General features: G+C 72.9%; 17 protein-coding genes. 14 read left to right on the top strand and 3 right to left on the bottom strand.

All coding sequences use genetic code 11. The features are described from left to right. Positions 1–6 precede the first annotated feature (6 nt). From hutU to hutI, 4 genes are read left to right on the top strand one after another with little or no spacing between them, the layout of a single operon-like run. A complete protein-coding gene (hutU, locus tag ACZ4VA_RS23355) occupies positions 7–1671 on the top strand; it encodes a urocanate hydratase (RefSeq protein WP_355784139.1) in 1665 nt (554 codons plus the stop codon). Next, a complete protein-coding gene (locus tag ACZ4VA_RS23350) occupies positions 1668–2891 on the top strand; it encodes an allantoate amidohydrolase (RefSeq protein WP_468082459.1) in 1224 nt (407 codons plus the stop codon). The genes hutU and ACZ4VA_RS23350 overlap by 4 nt, the downstream gene beginning before the upstream one ends. Further along, the gene (locus ACZ4VA_RS23345; protein WP_389390768.1) at positions 2888–4222 is read left to right on the top strand and encodes a formimidoylglutamate deiminase; all 1335 of its coding nucleotides are present in this window, start codon (positions 2888–2890) and stop codon (positions 4220–4222) included. Before ACZ4VA_RS23350 ends, ACZ4VA_RS23345 begins: the two co-directional genes overlap by 4 nt. Positions 4223–4281: 59 nt before the next feature. Next, positions 4282–5457, top strand: coding sequence for an imidazolonepropionase (gene hutI, locus ACZ4VA_RS23340; RefSeq protein WP_356173037.1), 1176 nt, complete (start codon positions 4282–4284; stop codon positions 5455–5457). A gap of 383 nt (positions 5458–5840) precedes the next feature. On the opposite strand, the gene ACZ4VA_RS23335 is transcribed toward hutI, so the two are convergent. Continuing rightward, positions 5841–6764, bottom strand: coding sequence for an RNA polymerase sigma factor SigF (locus ACZ4VA_RS23335; RefSeq protein ID WP_355792394.1), 924 nt, complete (start codon positions 6762–6764; stop codon positions 5841–5843). A 238-nt stretch (positions 6765–7002) separates the two neighbouring features. Here ACZ4VA_RS23335 and ACZ4VA_RS23330 point away from each other — a divergent pair, with 238 nt between their 5' ends. The 6 genes from ACZ4VA_RS23330 (at position 7003) to ACZ4VA_RS23305 (ending at position 12700) form a co-directional block, all read left to right on the top strand. Beyond that, entirely contained in the window at positions 7003–7371 is a 369-nt protein-coding gene (locus ACZ4VA_RS23330; protein ID WP_355792397.1) for an STAS domain-containing protein, read from the top strand. 233 nt (positions 7372–7604) lie between these two features. Continuing rightward, complete coding sequence (locus tag ACZ4VA_RS23325; RefSeq protein WP_356173041.1) at positions 7605–8141, top strand: ATP-binding protein; 537 nt, start codon at positions 7605–7607, stop codon at positions 8139–8141. A gap of 349 nt (positions 8142–8490) precedes the next feature. Beyond that, the gene (locus ACZ4VA_RS23320) at positions 8491–9228 is read left to right on the top strand and encodes an LPXTG cell wall anchor domain-containing protein (RefSeq protein WP_388907169.1); all 738 of its coding nucleotides are present in this window, start codon (positions 8491–8493) and stop codon (positions 9226–9228) included. Positions 9229–9330: 102 nt separating this feature from the next. After that, positions 9331–10266 carry a COG1470 family protein gene (locus tag ACZ4VA_RS23315; protein WP_468082458.1) on the top strand — a complete coding sequence of 312 codons (936 nt, stop codon included), beginning with the start codon at positions 9331–9333 and terminating at the stop codon, positions 10264–10266. Further along, a complete protein-coding gene (locus ACZ4VA_RS23310; RefSeq protein WP_468082457.1) occupies positions 10263–11378 on the top strand; it encodes a hypothetical protein in 1116 nt (371 codons plus the stop codon). Before ACZ4VA_RS23315 ends, ACZ4VA_RS23310 begins: the two co-directional genes overlap by 4 nt. A gap of 38 nt (positions 11379–11416) precedes the next feature. Continuing rightward, positions 11417–12700 (top strand): hypothetical protein, encoded by a 1284-nt coding sequence (locus tag ACZ4VA_RS23305; protein ID WP_468082546.1) that lies wholly within the window; start codon positions 11417–11419, stop codon positions 12698–12700. 164 nt (positions 12701–12864) lie between these two features. Here ACZ4VA_RS23305 and ACZ4VA_RS23300 read toward each other — a convergent pair whose 3' ends face one another. Then, positions 12865–14361: an oligopeptide:H+ symporter gene (locus tag ACZ4VA_RS23300; RefSeq protein ID WP_355785574.1), complete on the bottom strand. Its 1497-nt coding sequence runs from the start codon at positions 14359–14361 to the stop codon at positions 12865–12867. Between the two features lie 575 nt (positions 14362–14936). Between ACZ4VA_RS23300 and ACZ4VA_RS23295 the strand changes: the two genes are divergently transcribed. Both ACZ4VA_RS23295 and ACZ4VA_RS23290 read left to right on the top strand, forming a co-directional pair. Further along, positions 14937–15614, top strand: coding sequence for a response regulator transcription factor (locus ACZ4VA_RS23295; RefSeq protein ID WP_355785576.1), 678 nt, complete (start codon positions 14937–14939; stop codon positions 15612–15614). A gap of 116 nt (positions 15615–15730) precedes the next feature. Next, the gene (locus ACZ4VA_RS23290; RefSeq protein ID WP_355785579.1) at positions 15731–17005 is read left to right on the top strand and encodes an ATP-binding protein; all 1275 of its coding nucleotides are present in this window, start codon (positions 15731–15733) and stop codon (positions 17003–17005) included. A gap of 37 nt (positions 17006–17042) precedes the next feature. Here the strand turns inward: ACZ4VA_RS23290 and ACZ4VA_RS23285 are convergent, their stop codons facing one another. Continuing rightward, on the bottom strand, positions 17043–17582 hold the full coding sequence (locus tag ACZ4VA_RS23285; RefSeq protein ID WP_355785582.1) for a GtrA family protein: 540 nt from the start codon (positions 17580–17582) through the stop codon (positions 17043–17045). Positions 17583–17771: 189 nt separating this feature from the next. Here ACZ4VA_RS23285 and ACZ4VA_RS23280 point away from each other — a divergent pair, with 189 nt between their 5' ends. Together ACZ4VA_RS23280 and purE are read left to right on the top strand one after the other, a co-directional pair. Next, positions 17772–18911 (top strand): 5-(carboxyamino)imidazole ribonucleotide synthase, encoded by a 1140-nt coding sequence (locus ACZ4VA_RS23280; RefSeq protein WP_355785585.1) that lies wholly within the window; start codon positions 17772–17774, stop codon positions 18909–18911. Next, complete coding sequence (gene purE, locus ACZ4VA_RS23275) at positions 18908–19447, top strand: 5-(carboxyamino)imidazole ribonucleotide mutase (RefSeq protein WP_355785588.1); 540 nt, start codon at positions 18908–18910, stop codon at positions 19445–19447. Before ACZ4VA_RS23280 ends, purE begins: the two co-directional genes overlap by 4 nt. Positions 19448–19451: the final 4 nt, after the last annotated feature.

Genomic DNA, 19451 nt, shown 5'->3' with positions numbered 1-19451 from the left:
CAGACCATGTCAGGACCCCGCCCCGTCCGAGCGCCGCGCGGTACGGAACTGAGCGCCCTGGGATGGCAGCAGGAAGCCGCCCTGCGCATGCTGCAGAACAACCTCGACCCCGAGGTCGCCGAGCACCCCGACAAGCTCGTCGTCTACGGCGGCACCGGCAAGGCCGCCCGCGACTGGCGCTCCTTCGACGCCATGGTGCGCACCCTGCGGACCCTCAAGCAGGACGAGACCATGCTCGTCCAGTCCGGCCGCCCCGTCGGCGTCATGCAGACCCACGAGTGGGCCCCGCGCGTCCTCATCGCCAACTCCAACCTGGTCGGCGACTGGGCCAACTGGGAGGAGTTCCGCCGCCTCGAACAGCTCGGCCTGACCATGTACGGCCAGATGACGGCCGGCTCGTGGATCTACATCGGCACCCAGGGCATCCTCCAGGGCACCTACGAGACCTTCGCGGCCGTCGCGGCCAAGAAGTTCGGCGGCACCCTCGCGGGCACCATCACCCTGACCGCCGGGCTCGGCGGCATGGGCGGCGCCCAGCCGCTCGCCGTCACGATGAACGACGGCGTCGCGATCTGCATCGACTGCGACCCGCGCGCCATCGAGCGCCGCATCGAGCACCGCTACCTCGACGTGAAGGCCGACTCCCTGGAGCACGCCCTCCAGCTCGCCACCGAGGCCCGCGACGCCCGCCGCCCGCTCTCCATCGGCCTGCTCGGCAACGCGGCCGACCTGCTGCCCCGCATGCTCGCCGAGGGCGCCCCCGTCGACATCGTCACCGACCAGACCTCGGCCCACGACCCGCTGTCCTACCTGCCCTCCGGCGTCGACTTCGACGACATGGCCGCCGCGGCGGCGAAGGACCCGGCCGGCTTCACCACCCGCGCCCGCGAGTCGATGGCCCGGCACGTCGAGGCCATGGTCGGCTTCATGGACGCCGGCGCCGAGGTCTTCGACTACGGCAACTCCATCCGCGGCGAGGCCCGGCTGGCCGGCTACGACCGGGCGTTCGCCTTCCCCGGCTTCGTCCCCGCCTACATCCGCCCGCTGTTCTGCGAGGGCAAGGGCCCCTTCCGCTGGGCGGCCCTGTCCGGTGAGGCGTCCGACATCGCCAAGACCGACAAGGCGATGCTGGAGCTCTTCCCGGAGAACGAGTCGCTGCACCGCTGGATCAAGATGGCCGGCGAGCGCGTCCACTTCCAGGGCCTGCCCGCCCGCATCTGCTGGCTCGGCTACGGCGAGCGCGACAAGGCGGGCGAGCGCTTCAACGACATGGTGGCCTCCGGCGAGCTGGCCGCACCGCTGGCCATCGGCCGCGACCACCTCGACTCCGGCTCCGTCGCCTCCCCGTACCGCGAGACCGAGGCCATGCTCGACGGCTCCGACGCGATCGCCGACTGGCCGCTGCTGAACGCCATGGTCAACGTCGCCTCGGGCGCCTCCTGGGTCTCCATCCACCACGGCGGCGGCGTCGGCATGGGCCGCTCCATCCACGCCGGCCAGGTCTCCGTCGCCGACGGCACGAAGCTCGCAGGCGAGAAGCTGCGGCGCGTGCTCACCAACGACCCCGGCATGGGCGTCATCCGGCACGTCGACGCCGGCTACGACATCGCCGAGACCGCCGCCGACGAGCGCGGTGTGCGGGTCCCGATGCGTGAGGGTGACCAGGCGTGACCTTCCACAGCATGTGGGCGGAGCTGCTGCCGGTCGGCCGCAGCTCCGCCTCCGGCGGGTACCACAGGTTCGCCTGGACCGGTGCCGACGCCGACTGCCGCGCCTGGTTCCGCGCCCAGGCCGAGGCCCGCGGCCTCACCTACGAGCTGGACCGCAACGGCAACCAGTGGGCCTGGCTCGGTGACCCCGCCGCCGGGGACGCCGTCGTCACGGGCTCGCACCTGGACTCGGTGCCAGACGGCGGCGCCTTCGACGGCCCCCTCGGGGTCGTCTCGTCCTTCGCAGCGCTGGACGAACTCCGCAGGAGGGGAACGGAGTTCGCGAGGCCCGTCGCCGTCGTCAACTTCGGCGACGAGGAGGGCGCCCGCTTCGGCCTCGCCTGCGTCGGCTCCCGCCTCACCGCGGGCGAGCTCACCGTCGAGCAGGCGCACCGCCTCACCGACGCGGACGGCGTCACCCTGCCGCAGGCCATGGAGCGGGCCGGGTACGACCCGGACGCCATCGGCCCGGACCCCGAGCGGCTCGCCCGCATCGGCGCCTTCGTCGAACTGCACGTCGAGCAGGGCCGCGCCCTCGACCTGAGCGGCGACCGGGTGGGCATCGCCAGCGCCATCTGGCCGCACGGCCGCTGGCGCTTCGACTTCCGGGGCGAGGCCAACCACGCGGGCACCACCCGGCTGACGGACCGCCGGGACCCGATGCTGCCCTACGCGCAGACGGTGCTCGCGGCCCGCCGCGAGGCCGAACTCGCGGGCGCCGTCGCCACGTTCGGCAAGATCGCCGTGGAGCCGAACGGGGTGAACGCCATCCCGTCCCTGGTCCGCGGCTGGCTCGACTCCCGCGCCGCCGACCAGACGGCCCTCGACACCGTCGTCACCGGCGTCGAGAAGGCAGCCCGCGAGTACGCGGACGCCCACGGCGTCGACCTCGACGTCGTCCGCGAGTCCTTCACGCCCGTCGTCGAGTTCGAGCACGCCCTGCGCGACGAGCTCGCCCGCATCCTGGGCCGGGACCGCGACGCGCACCTCGCGGTCCCCGTCCTCGGGACCGGCGCGGGACACGACGCGGGAATCCTCTCCGGGAGGATCCCGACCGCCATGCTGTTCGTGCGCAACCCCACCGGTGTCTCGCACTCCCCGGCCGAGTACGCCGCCGAGGACGACTGCGAGGCCGGGGTGACCGCACTCGCCGACGTACTCGAAGGGCTGGCCCGCAGGTGACGCAGACGTACTGGCTGGAGCACGCCTGGCTCGACACCCACGTCGAGCCGGGCGTCACCGTCGAGGTCGCCGACGGGCGGATCACCGCCCTGCGCACGGAGACCGCCACCCCGCCGCCCGGCGCCGAGATCCTGCGCGGCCTCACCCTGCCCGGCCTCGCGAACGCCCACTCGCACGCCTTCCACCGGGCCCTGCGCGGCACCGTCCAGGTCGGCTCCGGCACCTTCTGGACCTGGCGCGAGGTCATGTACTCCGTCGCCGACCGGCTGACCCCGGACACCTACCACGCGCTCGCCCGCGCCGTGTACGCCGAGATGGCGCTCGCCGGGATCACGGCCGTCGGCGAGTTCCACTACGTGCACCACGCCCCCGGCGGCACCCCCTACGCCGACCCCAACGCCATGGGCGAGGCGCTGATCGCCGCCGCCGCCGAGGCCGGCATCCGCATCACCCTCCTCGACACCGCCTACCTCTCGGCCGGCTTCGGGCAGCCTCCCAACCGCCACCAGCTGCGCTTCTCCGACGGCACGGCCGAGGCCTGGGCGCAACGCTGTGCAGTTCTCAAGGACCGGGACCACGCACGGATCGGTGCCGCCGTGCACTCCGTACGGGCGGTGCCCGCGGAGCAGCTGGCGACGGTGGCCCGCTGGGCCGAGGAGCGCCGGGCCCCCCTCCACGTCCACCTGTCCGAGCAGACGGCGGAGAACGACGCCTGCCGGGAGGCCCACGGCCGCACGCCCACCCGGCTGCTCGCCGACCACGGGGTCCTCGGGCCCCGCACGACCGGCGTCCACAGCACGCACCTCACGGACGAGGACATCGCCCTGCTCGGCGGCTCGGGGACCGGCACCTGCATGTGCCCGACGACCGAACGGGACCTGGCCGACGGCATCGGCCCGGCCGTCGCCCTCCAGCAGGCGGGCTCGCCGCTGTCGCTCGGCTCCGACAGCCACGCCGTGATCGACCTGCTCGAAGAGGCCCGCGCCATGGAGCTGAACGAGCGGCTGCGCACCCGCACCCGCGGCCACTGGACGGCCGCCGCGCTGCTGCGGGCCGCCTCGGCGGACGGCCACGCGGCCCTCGGCTGGGACGAGGCGGGCAGCCTGGAGGCCGGCGCGCTCGCCGACTTCACGACGATCGCGCTCGACACCGTCAGGACGGCCGGACCGCTGCCGCGGCTCGGCGCCGAGACCGCCGTATTCGCCGGGACGGCGGCCGACGTGCGCCACACGGTCGTGGCCGGCCGGCACGTCGTGCGCGACGGGGCGCACACCCTCGTACCCGACGTGCCGTCAGCGCTCGCGGACGCCGTCGAGGCGCTGCGCGCCTGACCCCGGCCGACACCGCAGCCACCGCCGCCCACACCGCCGACAAGGCCCACGAGGACGCCATGAGCAGCACGACCGTCATCACCGACATCGCCCGTCTTGTCACCAACGACCCCTCCCTCGGTGACGGATCCCCCCTCGGTCTGATCCACGACGCGGCCGTCGTCATCGACGGCGACCGCGTCGCGTGGATCGGTGAGTCAAGACAAGCACCCGCCACTGACAACCGGGTCGACGCCGGGGGACGGGCGGTGATCCCGGGCTTCGTGGACTCCCACTCGCATCTCGTCTTCGCGGGCGACCGCACCGAGGAGTTCAACGCCCGCATGTCCGGCCGCGCCTACAGCGCCGGCGGCATCCGCACGACGGTCGCCGCGACCCGGGCCGCGAGCGACGAGGACCTGGAGCGCAACCTCGTCCGCCATCTGCGCGAGGCGCTCCGCCAGGGCACCACGACCTTCGAGACCAAGTCCGGCTACGGCCTCACCGTCGAGGACGAGTCCCGGGCCCTGCGGATCGCCTCCCGCCACACCGACGAGGTGACCTACCTGGGCGCGCACATCGTCTCGCCCGACTACGCGGACGACCCCGCCGCCTACGTCGCCCTCGTCACCGGCGAGATGCTCGACGCCTGCGCGCCGCACGCCCGCTGGATCGACGTCTTCTGCGAGAAGGGCGCCTTCGACGGCGACCAGGCCCGCGCCATCCTCACGGCGGGCCGGGCGAAGGGCCTGCACCCCCGCGTCCACGCCAACCAGCTGACGTACGGCCCCGGGGTCCAGCTCGCGGTGGAGCTCGACGCCGCGTCCGCGGACCACTGCACGCACCTCACGGACGCCGACATCGACGCCCTGGCCGGCAGCGCGACCGTGGCCACCCTGCTGCCCGGCGCCGAGTTCTCCACCCGCGCCGCGTGGCCGGACGCCCGCCGCCTCCTGGACGCGGGCGCGACGGTCGCCCTCTCCACCGACTGCAACCCGGGCTCGTCCTTCACGTCCTCGGTCCCCTTCTGCATCGCCCTGGCCGTACGGGACATGGGGATGACCCCGGACGAGGCCCTCTGGTCGGCCACGGCCGGCGGCGCCGCGGCCCTGCGCCGGGACGACATCGGCCGCCTCACCCCGGGCGCGTACGCCGACCTGGCCCTGCTCGACGCGCCGAGCCACGTCCACCTGGCCTACCGGCCCGGGGTCCCGCTGGTGTCGCAGGTGTGGCGGCGCGGAGTCCGCGAGGTCTGAGGCAAGGGGCGGCCGAGGCCAGCGCCGCGGCGCCGTCCGGAGGCGTCCCGGAGGCGCCTCCGCGGCTTCGGGGGCCCACGGGGCCGCCAGACCCGTCCAAGCCCGCCCCGGGGCCTCGTGAGGGCACCTCACGCCTTCCGGCTACGAGGGCACTTCCCGACGCGTGCCGGGTCGCATGGACGGTCGTGCCCGGCGTGAGGTGTCTCACGCGCACCCTGCGCCACGCCCGGCGTGAGGTGTCTCACCCGCCCCGTCCGTCGCACCCGGCGTGAGGTGTCTCACGAGCGCCGGCACCACGACCGGCGGAGACCGGAGCAAGGGACAGACGAAACCGCGCCCGGTCCCCTCGCGGGGATCCGGGCGCGGCCGACGACTTCGGGCGGTCACTCCTCGACCGTCAGTCCCTTCCGCAGGCGGACCAGGGTCCGCGACAGCAGCCGGGAGACGTGCATCTGGGAGATGCCGAGCTCCTCGCCGATCTCCGACTGCGTCAGGCCGGCGACGAAGCGCAGGGACAGGATCTTGCGGTCCCGGGAGGGGAGTTCCGCGATCAGCGGCTTCAGGGACTCGACGTACTCGATGCCTTCGAGCCCGTGGTCCTCGTAGCCGATGCGGTCCGCGAGCGCGCCCTCGGAGTCGTCCTCCTCGGGCTGGGCGTCCAGCGAACTGGCCGTGTACGCGTTCGAGGCGGCCATGCCCTCGACGACCTCGTCCTTGGTGATGCCGAGGCGTTCCGCCAGCTCGCCCACCGTGGGGGCGCGGTCGAGCTGCTGGGCGAGTTCGTCGCCCGCCTTGGCCAGGTCGAGACGGAGCTCCTGGAGCCTGCGCGGCACGCGCACCGACCAGCTGGTGTCGCGGAAGAACCGCTTGATCTCACCGACGATGGTTGGCATCGCGAAAGTCGGGAACTCGACGCCACGACTCAGTTCGAAGCGGTCGATCGCCTTGATCAGGCCGATGGTGCCGACCTGGATGATGTCCTCCATCGGCTCACTGCGGGAGCGGAAGCGGGAGGCGGCGAACTTGACCAGTGCGAGGTTGAGTTCGACCAGGGTGTTGCGGACGTACGAGTACTCGTACGTGCCTTCCTCGAGGGACTCCAGCCGCTCGAAGAGAGTCTTGGACAGGGCCCGTGCGTCAACCGGCCCCACCTCTGCGTACGGAGGGATCTCCGGAAGGCCGGCGAGCCCGTCGGCCTCGCGCGGTGAGGCGGCGAGAGACCCGCCCGTCAGACTGTCCGGAGGGAGTGTCGACGTCGCCTTCTGGGTATGCGATTCGTCGAGCCGGGGTGACATGATGTCCTCCATCGTTCTCGGCATATGGCCGCCGATGCCTGTACGTGCACTGCGGTGTGCGGCGCCTCCAAAGCCGGCCGTGTCGATTAGGTGTCCCTACTAGCCCTACCCGGTTTCGCGACGCCACCGCAAGTGCGCTTCCTTGTGAAATGTCCTTTTTGGCGGGGTTGTTCGGGTGCCAAGGTGCGCAGGGAGGGCGTAGGGTTCGTGAGCATCGGGCAACAGCAACGACGGTCGGGAGAGAGACGGCATGGACCGCGGGACGGTCGGCAGCGCACAGTCGGGCCGGCTTCTTGTCGAAGTGCGAGAAGAGGGCACGAGTGCCGTCGTGACCCCGGCGGGTGAGTTGGATCACCACACCGCCGATCTGTTGCGTGAGCCACTCGAGGAATGTCTGGCCAAGGGCTTCGCCCGGCTGGTCGTGGACTGCTCACGCCTCGAGTTCTGTGATTCCACCGGGCTCAACGTGCTGCTCGGTGCGCGGCTGAAGGCCGAGGCTGCTGGGGGTGGGGTCCATCTCGCGGGAATGCTGCCGGTGGTGGCGAGGGTCTTCGAGATCACCGGGGCGGAGGCCGTCTTCACCGTCCACGAGACGCTGGACGCGGCACTGGCCGAGTAGGCCGACCACCCGGCGGACGGATCACGTGCCGGGGGCCCCGTGTGACCGGCGCGTTGTCCGAGTCACACGTTCCGTGTCGAACAAGTGGGTGTTCGGACGGTTCGGTCGGGCAGGAGACATCCTGAACAAGTCGGCACCCGCACATGTCGGCAGCTCAACCGGCGACTGCGCCGCAGATCCAAACGTACTGAGTCTTGAATCACGAACTGGTGAATCGGTGAGGTGAAGCGCTGATGAGCACCACCCGGCCTTGTCCGCCGGGCGACCGCGGCCCGGAGTCGGGTACCGGCGGCGCTTCCGGGGCCTCCGAACCGGGTGCGACCGCGCCCCCCGAGCAGGGCGCGACCGTGCCCGCCGCCGCCCGTAGGGTCCGCAGACTGGACTTCGAGGGCGAGAGCGGAGTCGTGCCCCTGGCGCGGGACTTCGCCCGTCAGGCGCTCTACGCCTGGGGCTGGCTGCCGGCCGACGGCGCCGACCAGCGCGCCGCCGCCGAGGACGTCCTGCTGGTGGTCTCCGAGCTGGTCACCAACGCCTGTCTGCACGCCGAGGGGCCGGACCAGCTCCTCATCTCGTGCGACAACAAGGTGCTGCGCATCGAGGTCTCCGACCGCGGCACGGGCCAGCCCGCCCCGCGCACCCCGCACCGCGCCGGCCGTCCCGGCGGCCACGGCATGTTCATCGTGCAGCGGCTCTGTCTGGACTGGGGAGTCGTACGCGCCCCCGGCGTCGCCGGCAAGACGGTCTGGGCGGAGCTCGGCGCACCCGCGTGAGCCCGCCGGGCCGACCCCCGTCCAGGTGAGCCGGCCCCCGTGACCGCACCCCCGCGCGCGGCAGGCCCGCGCGCGCCGTCCGGCCGCCTGGCCCGGCCGCACGACCGCGTTCCCGTGACCACGCAGCCGCGGCCACCTGCGTGAGGACACCGCAGGCCCGCCCGCGCGAACGCGCCCCCACCGCACCCCGCCACCCCGCCTCCGCGCCACCTTCGATCCCCACCTCGGGTTACCCCCGGTTCGCAGCCCCCTCCGCTCCTCACCTCCGCGCACCGCATCTCCTCCGGATCCGGGGCGCACTTTGTCTTCCCTCCGTGAGACCCCGGGCGTACTTTGAGCGCCCGATCTGATGTGCCGTCAGAAAACTCCGGCGACGAGGGGACTCGAGGTGTCCTACCGGACGTACCAGAAACGGACCGCCGCGCTCGCGTTCACCGCGGCCCTGGCCGGCTCGGCGGTGCTGATGGCCGCCCCCGCCGCCCTGGCCGACGTGGTGGACGTCGACTACCAGTGCAAGACGCCGATCGGCGACAAGAGCGCCGTCTCGCCCATCGACATCAAGAGCGTCAAGAGCGGCGCCGGCTACAAGCTCACCATGTCCTTCCAGAAGGGCGTCTCCTCCAGCCCCGTGGAGCTGGGCAAGGGCGCCATGAACCCCAGTGCCGTCATCAAGGTGGGCGGCGCCGACAGCGGCACCGTCGCAGTGACCGGCCCCGCCAACCCGGCAGCCATCCCCGCCGACACGCCGATCAAGATCACTGATCTGTCGGGCACGTACACCCCGAAGAAGAGCGGCAAGGTCACCTTCACCGCGGGCGTGCTCACCATCAAGGCGCTCGGCACCACCACGACGTGCACCCCCTCGAACAACCCGAAGCCCTCGCTGACCCTCGACGTCACGGCGGCGGGCGGCGGCGGAGCGCCCGCCGACCAGGCGCGGACGGGCTCCGGCTCCGACGCCGGGCTCCCGCAGACCGGCCCCGGGGACTCCGCGGTCGCCCTCGGCACCCTCGGCGGCACGGTGCTGCTCGCGGGCGCCGCGGGCACGCTGTGGCTGACCCGCAGGCAGCAGACGGCGCGCCGCTGAGCCCGCCGCGAGCGGACCCGCCGGACGCCCCATCCCACCCCGGCGAGGGCCCCCGGAGCCCGGGGGACCCCGCCGCGCCGCCCCTGCCCACGGGAGCCGCCGATGCCGTACGCCCCCAGCGCCGTGCGTGTGCTGTGTCTCGCCGGTCTGCTGCTCGCGGCCGCCGCGCCCGGCGCCGTGGCCGGGGACGGCTGGTCCGTCGTGCCGTCCGCGAGCACGCCGCAGGGGCGGCCGTACGTCTACGCGGAGGGCGAGCCCGGCACGGTCCTCCAGGACGCCGTCTCCGTGCGGAACCCGGGCGGCGGGCCGGTCACCGTGCGGCTGCGCGGGGCGACCACCGACGGCACGGGCGGCACCGGGGGCGAGCGGGCGCGGGACGCCGGTGCCTGGATCGGCTTCGCGGGGACGCGCGGCGGGCGGCGGGTCCCGGTCGGCGCGGTGTCGGTGCGGGTCCCCGCGCACACCCGCGCCGAGGTGCCCTTCACGGTGAGCGTCCCGGCGGACGCGGCGCCCGGCGACCGGACCGGTACGATCCGCGCCACCGGCGGCGGCCGGTCCTCGGCGGTCCGGATCCGGCTGCGGGTCGGCGGTCCCGCGCTGTCCGCGCTGACCGTCGAGCACGTCGCGGTGCGCCCCGGCCGGATCTCGTACGAAGTCGTCAACCGCGGTACCACCGTGCTCACTCCGCGGCTCGCCGTGCACGCCGACGGACTCCTCGGCGCCCTCCTCGACCGTCCGCCGCGCACCCTGCCCGTCGAGCTGCCGCCCGGTCGCCGGATCACCCTCAGCGAGCCGTGGACGGGGACTCCGGCGCTCGACGCCGTCGAGGTGCGGCTGACGGTGACGGCGCGGGGTGGCGCGCGCGGCACGGCGTCCGCGTCCGCGCGCTTCGTGCCCTGGCGTGCGGTGGGCGCGGCCGCGGGCGCCCTCGCGGTCGTCGCCGCCCTGGTCGCCGTACGGCGGCGGCGCACTCGTACGGCGGACGGCGCGCCCCAAGACGCCCGCAGGGAAGCCGAGTTGACGGGAGCGGTGACGTGAAGGTGCGCATTCCGGCGCTGTTGGCCGTCCTCGCGTTCGTATGGGTCCCACTGTCCGGGCCGGTCGCGGTCGCGGCGGACCGGCCGTCCGTCGGACTCTCCAAGTCCCAGGCGGGCGCGGGGGGTTCGATCACCGTCTCGGGCAGCGACTGGGGTGCGAAGCGGCTGCTGATGATCCTGATCTGCGGCCAGTCCGTGCCGTCGCGGGGAGTGGTCGGCGGCACCAACTCCTGTGCCAACGCGGACGGCCGGGCCGTCACCACCGACGCCGGGGGCCGCTTCGAGCGCGGGCTCCCGGTCGTCGAACCGCCGAGGCCGTGCCCGTGCGTGGTGCACGTCGCCACCGTCACGGGCCCGAAGGCCGCGGCGGACGCCGTCCTCGTGGTCGCCGGCCACTCGGTCGAGCCGCTGCCGGAGGAGGCGGCGGGCGGTCGGCTCTCCGTGCTGACGGACACCCGACTCGACGGCTCCGGCACGCTGCTGACCTGGTTCGGCTCACCGCCCTCGCGCCGGCTGGTGTTCACCGTCGGCAACACCGGGACGACCCCGGTCAGGAACCCCGTCTTCCAGGTCGGCACCGCGCACGGCGTGTTCGCGCCGCGGTGGGAGGAACAGCAGTGGCGCGGCACGATCGCGCCGGGCCGCAAGGCGCGCGTCTCCCTGCCGGTGGAGCTGCCCGCCGGGGCGCACGGCGACTACACGGTCTCGCTGAAGTACGGCGGCCGGGTGCTGGCGGAGCAGCCGTTGGGCGTCGGCCGGCCTTGGGGAGTGACCCTCTTCTGGATCCTGGTGTGCGTCGTCGTGCCGGCGGCCGTCTTCCGCGCCGGCATGGCGGTCGTGGACCGGGTGCGGCCCCGCCGGACCTCCGGGCGCGGCGGCCGGCACCGCGGACTGCGCCTGCCCGAACGGGCCCCGCGCGCACCGGGGCCGGGCCGGTCCGGGTCACGGTCCGCGAAACCGGCATCTGGATCCCCGGCGGCCCCGGCGGCCCCGGCGCCCCCGGCGCTGCCGTGGTTCACGCCGGACACCGATCCGGGGACCCCGGCGGCCCCTCAGCTCTCCGCACCGCACGAGAACGGTCCGACGACCCCGACGAGGAGAGGGAACACGTGAGCAGGAGACGGAGAGCCGGCGCGGCCGGAGTCGCGCTGATGCTCGGCGGCGCGGGCATGCTGCTGGGAGTCGCCGCGGCCCCGGCCCAGGCCGCCGAGGTGGCGTACGCGACCGAGTGCGTGCCGCCCGCCCTCTCGGGGCTGCCCCCGGTCCAGGGCACGACGAAGGCGGAGATCACCGCCCCGGCCGAGGCGAAGGTCGGCGACGAGGTGACGGTCACCTGGACGTTCGTCCAGGCCGCGTCCAGGAACCCGGACGTCCTCGACCTCGACAAGGACACGGTCAAGCCGACGGGCACCCTCAAGGCGGCGGGCGCGCAGACGGCGGCCGTCGCGATGGAGGGGCCGCGCACCAACCCGGCGATCCCCAAGAACAGCGACATGAAGCTGTCCCAGATGACGGGAAGGCTGAAGCTGACCACCGCGGGCGAGGTGACGCTCACACCCGACGCGTACACCATCAACGTCAGCAAGCCGCTGTCGACCGACACGAAGTGCACGCCGAAGGAGACCGTGAAGTCCGCGGCGACCATCAAGGTGACGGCGGGCGGTGGGAGTCCGGGCGGCACGACGGGCGGACAGCCCACGGCGACCCCGCCCACGGGCACGCCGTCGGCCAGTGCCACCGGTCCCGGGGGCACGGGCGGCAGTGGCACGGGCGGCTCCACCGGAGGCGGCGGGCAGACCGACTTCCCCGGCAAGGAGGTGTCCGTCCCCTACGCCTGCAAGACCCCCATCGGCGACAAGGACGCGACGTCGCCCGTGCGGATCGACGCGAAGAAGGACGGCGGGAGCTTCGGACTCACCGTCCGGTTCGGGAAGTCCGTGATGGACAGCCCGGCCGACATCCCCGCCGGCTCGGTGAAGCCGTCGATGGAGGTCGTCCTGGGCGGCGCGGACAAGGGCACGGTGCACGTCGAGGGCCCGGCCAACGCCTCGGCGATCAAGGCGGGCGACCCGATCGAGGTCCCCGACCTGACGGGCACCTACAAGCCGGGCGCGAGCGGGAAGTCGACCCTCTCGCCGGGCGTGCTGACCGTGCGGGCCCTCGGTACGACGACCACCTGCACCCCGGTGCAGACGGCCGTCTCCCTGACCCTCGACACCACGGAGCAGGCGAGCGGCGCCTCGGGCGGCGGCTCGGCGGCGGGCGGTACGGCGGGCGGCGGCACCGCGAACGGCGCTGCGGCGTCCGGCGGCGGCCTCGCGGAGACGGGCGCCGAGGCCCACGGCGCCCTGAAGGCCCTCGGGCTGGTCGCGGGGACGGTGTTCCTGCTCGGCGGGGCGGTCTTCACGTTCATGCCCCACCGCCGGCCGCACTGACCGGCCCGGCACCCGCGAAAACTCGCCCGTGCACGGCGAGGGGCCCCGCACACGGCTAAGGGCCCCGCACACGACGAAGGGCCCGCACACGACGGAGGGCCGCCGCACCTGATCGGTGCGGCGGCCCTCCGTCGCCGTGCGTCAGCGCACGGGCCGCGGGCGCGTCAGCGGACGTCGCCCATCAGCTCCTTGACCTTCTTGCGGTACATCCACACCGCGAATCCGGCGACCGCGGCGAGCGTGGCCTCCAGGGTCACGATGCCCATCTTGTTCAGGTCGACCCCGGCGATGGAGAGCAGACCGGTCGTGGCGTCACCGGCGGTGACGGCCAGGAACCAGACGCCCATCATCTGCGAGGCGTACTTCGCGGGCGCCATCTTCGTCGTCAGCGAGAGGCCGACGGGGGAGACCGTCAGCTCACCGACGGTCTGCACGAAGTAGATCGCGACCAGCCACAGCGCGGCCGCCTTGTGACCGCCCTCGGCGATCGTCAGGGGAGCCAGGAAGAGGAAGAAGGACGCGCCGATGAGGATCAGGCCCGAGGCGAACTTCACCGCGGTGCTCGGCTCCTTGCCGCGCCGGTTCAGCGCCAGCCACAGCCAGGCGAACACCGGCGCGAGGGCCATGATCATGACCGGGTTGACCGACTGGTACCAGGAGACCGGGAACTCCCAGCCGAAGACGCTGTTGTCCGCGGAGGTGTCGGCGAACAGCGACAGCGTCGAACCGCCCTGGTCGTAGATCATCCAGAACACGGCGGCGGCGACGAAGAACCAGATGTACGCCGACATCTTCGACTGCTCGACGCGGTCCAGCTCCTTGTCGCGCTTGATGCGCGCGATGACCATGACCGGGATCAGCAGACCGGCGACCGTGATCGGGACCAGCAGCCAGTTCAGCGTGTAGTGGCCGGAGAAGCCGACGATCGCGTAGAACACCACGGCGACGCCCGCCCACATCGCGGACTTGCGGAGCGTTGCGGCCTTCTCCTCGGCGGACAGCGGCGTCGGGACGACGTCGGACCGCGCGCTCAGGTGGCGGCTGCCGAGCAGGAACTGGATCAGGCCCAGCGCCATGCCGAGCGCGGCGAGCGCGAAGCCCAGGTGCCAGTTGACGTTCTCACCGATGGTGCCGATGATCAGCGGCGCGGCGAAGGCGCCGAGGTTGATGCCCACGTAGAAGAGGGTGAAGCCACCGTCGCGGCGCGGGTCGTCCGGGCCGTCGTAGAGGTGGCCGACCATCGTGGAGATGTTGGCCTTGAGCAGGCCGGAGCCGATCGCGACCAGACCGAGGCCCGCGTAGAAGGTGCCGGAGTTCGGCAGGGCCAGGGTGAGGTGGCCGAGCATGATGACCGCGCCGGCGACGGCGACGGTCTTGCGCGGTCCGAGGACACGGTCGGCGAACCAGCCGCCCGGCAGGGCGAGCAGGTACACCAGCGACAGGTAGACCGAGTAGATCGCGGTCGCGGTCGCCGCGCTGAGGTGCAGGCCGCCGGGAGCGACGAGGTACAGCGGGAGCAGTGCCCTCATGCCGTAGTAGGAGAAACGCTCCCACATCTCGGTCATGAAGAGAGTGGCCAGTCCGCGGGGGTGGCCGAAGAAGGACTTCTCGGAACCGGGGGTGCCCGGAGTGACCGAGTCCTTCGTCAGGCTGGACGCCATGGTCGTTCCTTGCTGGTCGGGGCGTGCCGCACGGGGGGTCCCCCGGGCCCGGACGCGGCCGGGTACCAGGGGGCGGGAGCGCGCCCGGTGGGGGGCGGCCGGCACCGGCGGGACTCGACCGTCCGCCCCCACGCCCAGGGGAGTCCGCTCCGGGTCACGAAGCGGTGGACGACGACCACCGGGATCCACGCCCCTTCGCGCGTCGATGCGCTCGGGGCCCGGCCACAGGTCATTCCTTTCAAGGCTGGCGAACACCAGCCCGCACACAAAAGAGACCTTCAGCATCGAACTCCCGCCAAAGGTCCCCGTGTGGTGCTACAGGCGTCTGGTCACCATACGACATGTGAATGCGGCATATGGAAGGACTTGAGACATGGATCACAGGTAAGAAAGGAACCGCAGACGTTTATTCGAAGGTCTTCACCAGGATCGCATCCCACAGCCGCAGGCGACTTGCGTCACAGCGCGCGGCGGACCGGCCTCCGGAGACGGGCCGCGGCCCCGCCGGACGAAGGTAAGAATCACGCCTGCGGATCACCCCCCGGCTCCCGTCCGGGGCGGACTACCATCAGCCCATGACCCGTGTACTGCTCGCCGAGGACGACGCGTCCATCTCGGAGCCGCTGGCCCGCGCCCTGCGCCGCGAGGGTTACGAGGTGGAGGTGCGCGAGGACGGACCCACCGCGCTCGACGCCGGCATCCAGGGCGGCGTCGACCTGGTCGTGCTGGACCTCGGACTGCCCGGCATGGACGGCCTGGAGGTGGCCAGGCGGCTGCGCGCCGAGGGCCAGACCATCCCGATCCTCATCCTGACCGCGCGCGCCGACGAGGTGGACACCGTCGTCGGCCTGGACGCGGGCGCCGACGACTACGTCACCAAGCCGTTCCGGCTGGCCGAGCTGCTGGCCCGGGTCCGGGCCCTGCTCCGGCGCGGCGCCGCCGAGCCCCAGCAGCCGCCCGCCACCCACGGCGTGCGGATCGACGTCGAGTCGCACCGCGCGTGGATGGGTGACGAGGAACTCCAGCTCACCGCCAAGGAGTTCGACCTCCTGCGGGTCCTCGTCCGGGACGCGGGCCGGGTCGTCACCCGCGACCAGCTGATGCGCGAGGTCTGGGACACCACCTGGTGGTCCTCCACCAAGACCCTCGACATGCACATCTCCTGGCTCCGCAAGAAGCTGGGGGACGACGCGGCGAACCCCCGCTACATCGCGACGGTGCGGGGCGTGGGCTTCCGCTTCGAGAAGAGCTAGGCCGTGTCCGCGACCTAGGCCTGTCGCCCGGGTCGGCCCGATCCGCCCGACAGGCCCCACGGGACCCTTGTCCGCACGGGCCGGCCCCAGCCCCTCCGCTCCCCAGGTGACAGGTCATGCGCCGACGACTCATCCAGTCCACGCTCGCCGTCGTACTCGTGGTGATCGCCGTCTTCGGTGTGTCCCTCGTCATCGTCGAGACCCGGACCATCAGCAACAGCGCCCAGGAACGGGTGGACTCCGAGGCACTGCGCCTCGCCAGCATCGTGGACAGCCGCATCCTCGGCGACGAGCGGATCAGCGGCGACATCCTCAGGGACCAGGTCGCCGAGGGCCGCTACGCCGTGATCCGCGTCCCCGGGCAGGCGCCCATCGAGATCGGCGAACCGCTCACCGGCGACGTCATCCACGCCAAGGCCACCGGCGAGGAGGGCGAGACGGTCACGGTCGAGGAGCCGCGTTCCTCGGTCACCCGCGAGGTCGGCCGGACCCTCATGATCATCGCCGCGGTCGCGCTGCTCGCCGTGATCGCCGCCGTCCTGCTCGCGGTACGGCAGGCCAACCGCCTCGCCTCCCCGCTCACCGACCTCGCGGAGACGGCGGAACGGCTCGGCTCGGGCGACCCCCGCCCCCGCCACAAGCGCTACGGCGTCCCGGAGCTGGACCGCGTCGCCGACGTCCTGGACTCCTCCGCCGAGCGCATCGCCCGCATGCTGACGGCCGAGCGCAGACTGGCCGCCGACGCCTCCCACCAGCTCCGTACGCCGCTGACGGCCCTGTCCATGCGGCTGGAGGAGATCACCCTCACCGACGACCCGGACACGGTGAAGGAGGAGGCGACCATCGCGCTGACCCAGGTCGAGCGGCTCACCGACGTCGTGGAGCGGCTGCTGACCAACGCGCGCGACCCGCGCACCGGCTCCGCCGTCTCCTTCGACCTCGACGAGGTCATCCTCCAGCAGCTCGCCGAGTGGCGTCCCGCCTACCGCAGCGCGGGCCGCGCCATCGTCAGCTCCGGCAAGCGGCACCTGCGGGCGGTCGGCACCCCGGGCGCGGTCGCGCAGGTCCTCGCCGCCCTCATCGAGAACTCCCTCATGCACGGCGGCGGCACCGTCGCCCTGCGCACCCGCGTCACCGGCAACCAGGCCGTCGTGGAGATCACCGACGAGGGTCCGGGCGTCCCCGCCGACCTGGGCGCCCGCATCTTCGAGCGCACGATCAGCGGCCGCAACTCCACGGGCATCGGCCTGGCCGTCGCCCGCGACCTCGCGGAGGCCGACGGCGGCCGGCTGGAGATGCTCCAGGCCCAGCCCCCGGTCTTCGGCCTGTTCCTGTCCCGTACGCCGCTGAAGCGGCCCGCGGAGGGGGAGCAGGAGCCGACGGTCCGCTGACGGGCGGGCTCGTGCGACGAACGCCCGCCCGGCGGGATCAGGGCACGCGCTGGGCGGGCCGTCCGGCCTGTTCCGGCCGGGACCCGAGAATCGATTCCGCGCCCGGCACCGGCTCGCTCACCGGGAGCGAGCGGAACACCATCGTGCGGTACGACCAGAACCGGAACATCGTCGCGATGCCGATGCCGAGGACCTTGAAGACGTTGCGCTGCACCGGGCTGTCCCAGCCGAAGCCGTAGATCGCCGCGTAGAGCACGCCGTTCTCGATGACCAGGCCCACCATGCTGAACGCCAGGAAGAGCGTGAGCTCCTTCGTCCGGGCGCTCTTGTCGCGGTCACGGTAGGTGAAGTAGCGGAAACCCACGTAGTTGCAGGCGATGGCGACGACCGTGGCGATCACGTTCGCCCGGACGGCCTGGAGGTCGGTGGTGTGCCACAGCAGATTCGAGACGCCGAAGTTGACCACGGTGCCCAGGGCGCCCACGGCCCCGAACTTGGCGACCTCGCGTAGGAGCCGGTCGAACCGCTCGCGCACCGCGCTGCGGGGCGCTCGCAGGTCCGTGGAACCACTGCCCATCGTGTCGCCAGCCCCCGTCGTTCGGATGCGTACCTCGGATACGTCGACCCAGCCATGCTAACCAGCGGCCCCCGGCGGCGCCCGTGTACGGGCGGACACGCGGGCAAAGACCGGCCCTCGCACCCCTTCGGAGGGGGGTCGGGGAGGGACCAGATCCGGCCGCTCCGGCGTGGCCGATACTCTTGGAGCGTGACGTTCCCGGTAGTCGGCATGGTCGGCGGGGGTCAGCTCGCTCGTATGACACACGAGGCGGGCATCCCGCTCGGCATCAGGTTCAAGCTCCTCAGTGACACCCCGCAGGACTCAGCGGCGCAGGTGGTGGGTGATGTCGTCGTCGGCGACTACCGCGACCTCGACACGCTGCGTGACTTCGCGCGGGGCTGCGACGTGATCACCTTCGATCACGAACACGTACCCACCGAGCATCTGCGGGCCCTGGAGGCGGACGGCATCCCCGTCCGCCCGGGCCCCGACGCACTCGTGCACGCCCAGGACAAGGGCGTGATGCGCGCGAAGCTCACCGAGATCGGCGTGCCCTGCCCCCGGCACCGGATCGTGAGCGACGTCGAGGACGTCGCCCGGTTCGCCGCCGAGGGCGACGGGTTCCCCGTGATCCTCAAGACGGTCCGCGGCGGCTACGACGGCAAGGGGGTCTGGTTCGTGCGCTCCGCCGAGGAGGCCGCCGCGCCCTTCCGTGCCGGCGTCCCGGTCCTCGCCGAGGAGAAGGTCGACTTCGTGCGCGAGCTCGCGGCCAACGTGGTGCGCTCGCCGCACGGCCAGGCGGTCGCCTACCCCGTCGTGGAGTCCCAGCAGGTCGACGGCGTCTGCGACACGGTGATCGCGCCCGCCCCCGGCATCCCGGAGGCCCTCGCCCTGGAGGCCGAGGAGCTGGCCCTGCGCATCGCGCAGCGGCTCGGCGTCGTCGGGCACCTCGCGGTGGAGCTGTTCGAGACCCGCGACGGCCGCATCCTGGTCAACGAACTGGCGATGCGCCCGCACAACTCGGGCCACTGGACCCAGGACGGCGCGATCACCTCCCAGTTCGCCAACCACGTCCGCGCCGTGCTCGACCTGCCGCTCGGCGACCCGCGCCCGCGCGCCCCGTGGACCGTCATGGTCAACGTCCTGGGCGGCGACTACCCCGACATGTACTCCGCGTACCTGCACTGCATGGCCCGGGACCCCAAGCTCAAGATCCACATGTACGGCAAGGACGTGAAGCCCGGCCGCAAGGTGGGCCACGTCAACACCTACGGCGACGACCTGGACGACGTCCTCGATCGCGCCCGGCACGCAGCCGGCTATCTGAGAGGCACGATCACCGAATGAGCACGTCCCCGCAGTCGCCCGTGGTCGGCATCGTCATGGGGTCCGACTCCGACTGGCCCGTCATGGAGGCCGCCGCGAAGGCCCTCGACGAGTTCGAGATCCCCTACGAGGTGGACGTCGTCTCCGCGCACCGCATGCCGCGCGAGATGATCACGTACGGCGAGCACGCCGCGGAGCGCGGCCTCAAGGCGATCATCGCGGGCGCGGGCGGCGCCGCCCACCTGCCCGGCATGCTGGCCTCGGTCACCCCGCTGCCCGTCATCGGGGTCCCGGTGCCGCTCAAGTACCTCGACGGCATGGACTCGCTGCTGTCCATCGTGCAGATGCCCGCCGGCGTCCCCGTCGCGACCGTCTCCGTCGGGGGCGCGCGCAACGCCGGCCTGCTGGCCGCCCGCATCCTCGCCGCGCACGACGAGGAACTGCTCGCCCGGATGCGGGAGTTCCAGCAGGAGCTGAACGACCAGGCCACCGAGAAGGGCAAGCGGCTGCGCACCAAGGTCGAAGGCGCGGGCGGCGGCTTCGGGTTCGGGAAGTGACGCG

It is taken from the genome of Streptomyces sp. NPDC028308 (assembly GCF_055565855.1).
This window is presented reverse-complemented; position numbering and strand designations above follow the sequence as displayed.

Coding starts and splice junctions, on each gene's coding strand:
- hutU (WP_355784139.1), top strand. CDS start 7: ATGTCAGGACCCCGCCCCGTCCGAGCGCCGCGCGGTACGGAACTGAGC.
- hutI (WP_356173037.1), top strand. CDS start 4,282: ATGAGCAGCACGACCGTCATCACCGACATCGCCCGTCTTGTCACCAAC.
- ACZ4VA_RS23335 (WP_355792394.1), bottom strand. CDS start 6,764: ATGGAGGACATCATGTCACCCCGGCTCGACGAATCGCATACCCAGAAG.
- ACZ4VA_RS23330 (WP_355792397.1), top strand. CDS start 7,003: ATGGACCGCGGGACGGTCGGCAGCGCACAGTCGGGCCGGCTTCTTGTC.
- ACZ4VA_RS23325 (WP_356173041.1), top strand. CDS start 7,605: ATGAGCACCACCCGGCCTTGTCCGCCGGGCGACCGCGGCCCGGAGTCG.
- ACZ4VA_RS23320 (WP_388907169.1), top strand. CDS start 8,491: ATGTGCCGTCAGAAAACTCCGGCGACGAGGGGACTCGAGGTGTCCTAC.
- ACZ4VA_RS23315 (WP_468082458.1), top strand. CDS start 9,331: ATGCCGTACGCCCCCAGCGCCGTGCGTGTGCTGTGTCTCGCCGGTCTG.
- ACZ4VA_RS23305 (WP_468082546.1), top strand. CDS start 11,417: ATGCTCGGCGGCGCGGGCATGCTGCTGGGAGTCGCCGCGGCCCCGGCC.
- ACZ4VA_RS23300 (WP_355785574.1), bottom strand. CDS start 14,361: ATGGCGTCCAGCCTGACGAAGGACTCGGTCACTCCGGGCACCCCCGGT.
- ACZ4VA_RS23295 (WP_355785576.1), top strand. CDS start 14,937: ATGACCCGTGTACTGCTCGCCGAGGACGACGCGTCCATCTCGGAGCCG.
- ACZ4VA_RS23290 (WP_355785579.1), top strand. CDS start 15,731: ATGCGCCGACGACTCATCCAGTCCACGCTCGCCGTCGTACTCGTGGTG.
- ACZ4VA_RS23285 (WP_355785582.1), bottom strand. CDS start 17,582: ATGGGCAGTGGTTCCACGGACCTGCGAGCGCCCCGCAGCGCGGTGCGC.
- purE (WP_355785588.1), top strand. CDS start 18,908: ATGAGCACGTCCCCGCAGTCGCCCGTGGTCGGCATCGTCATGGGGTCC.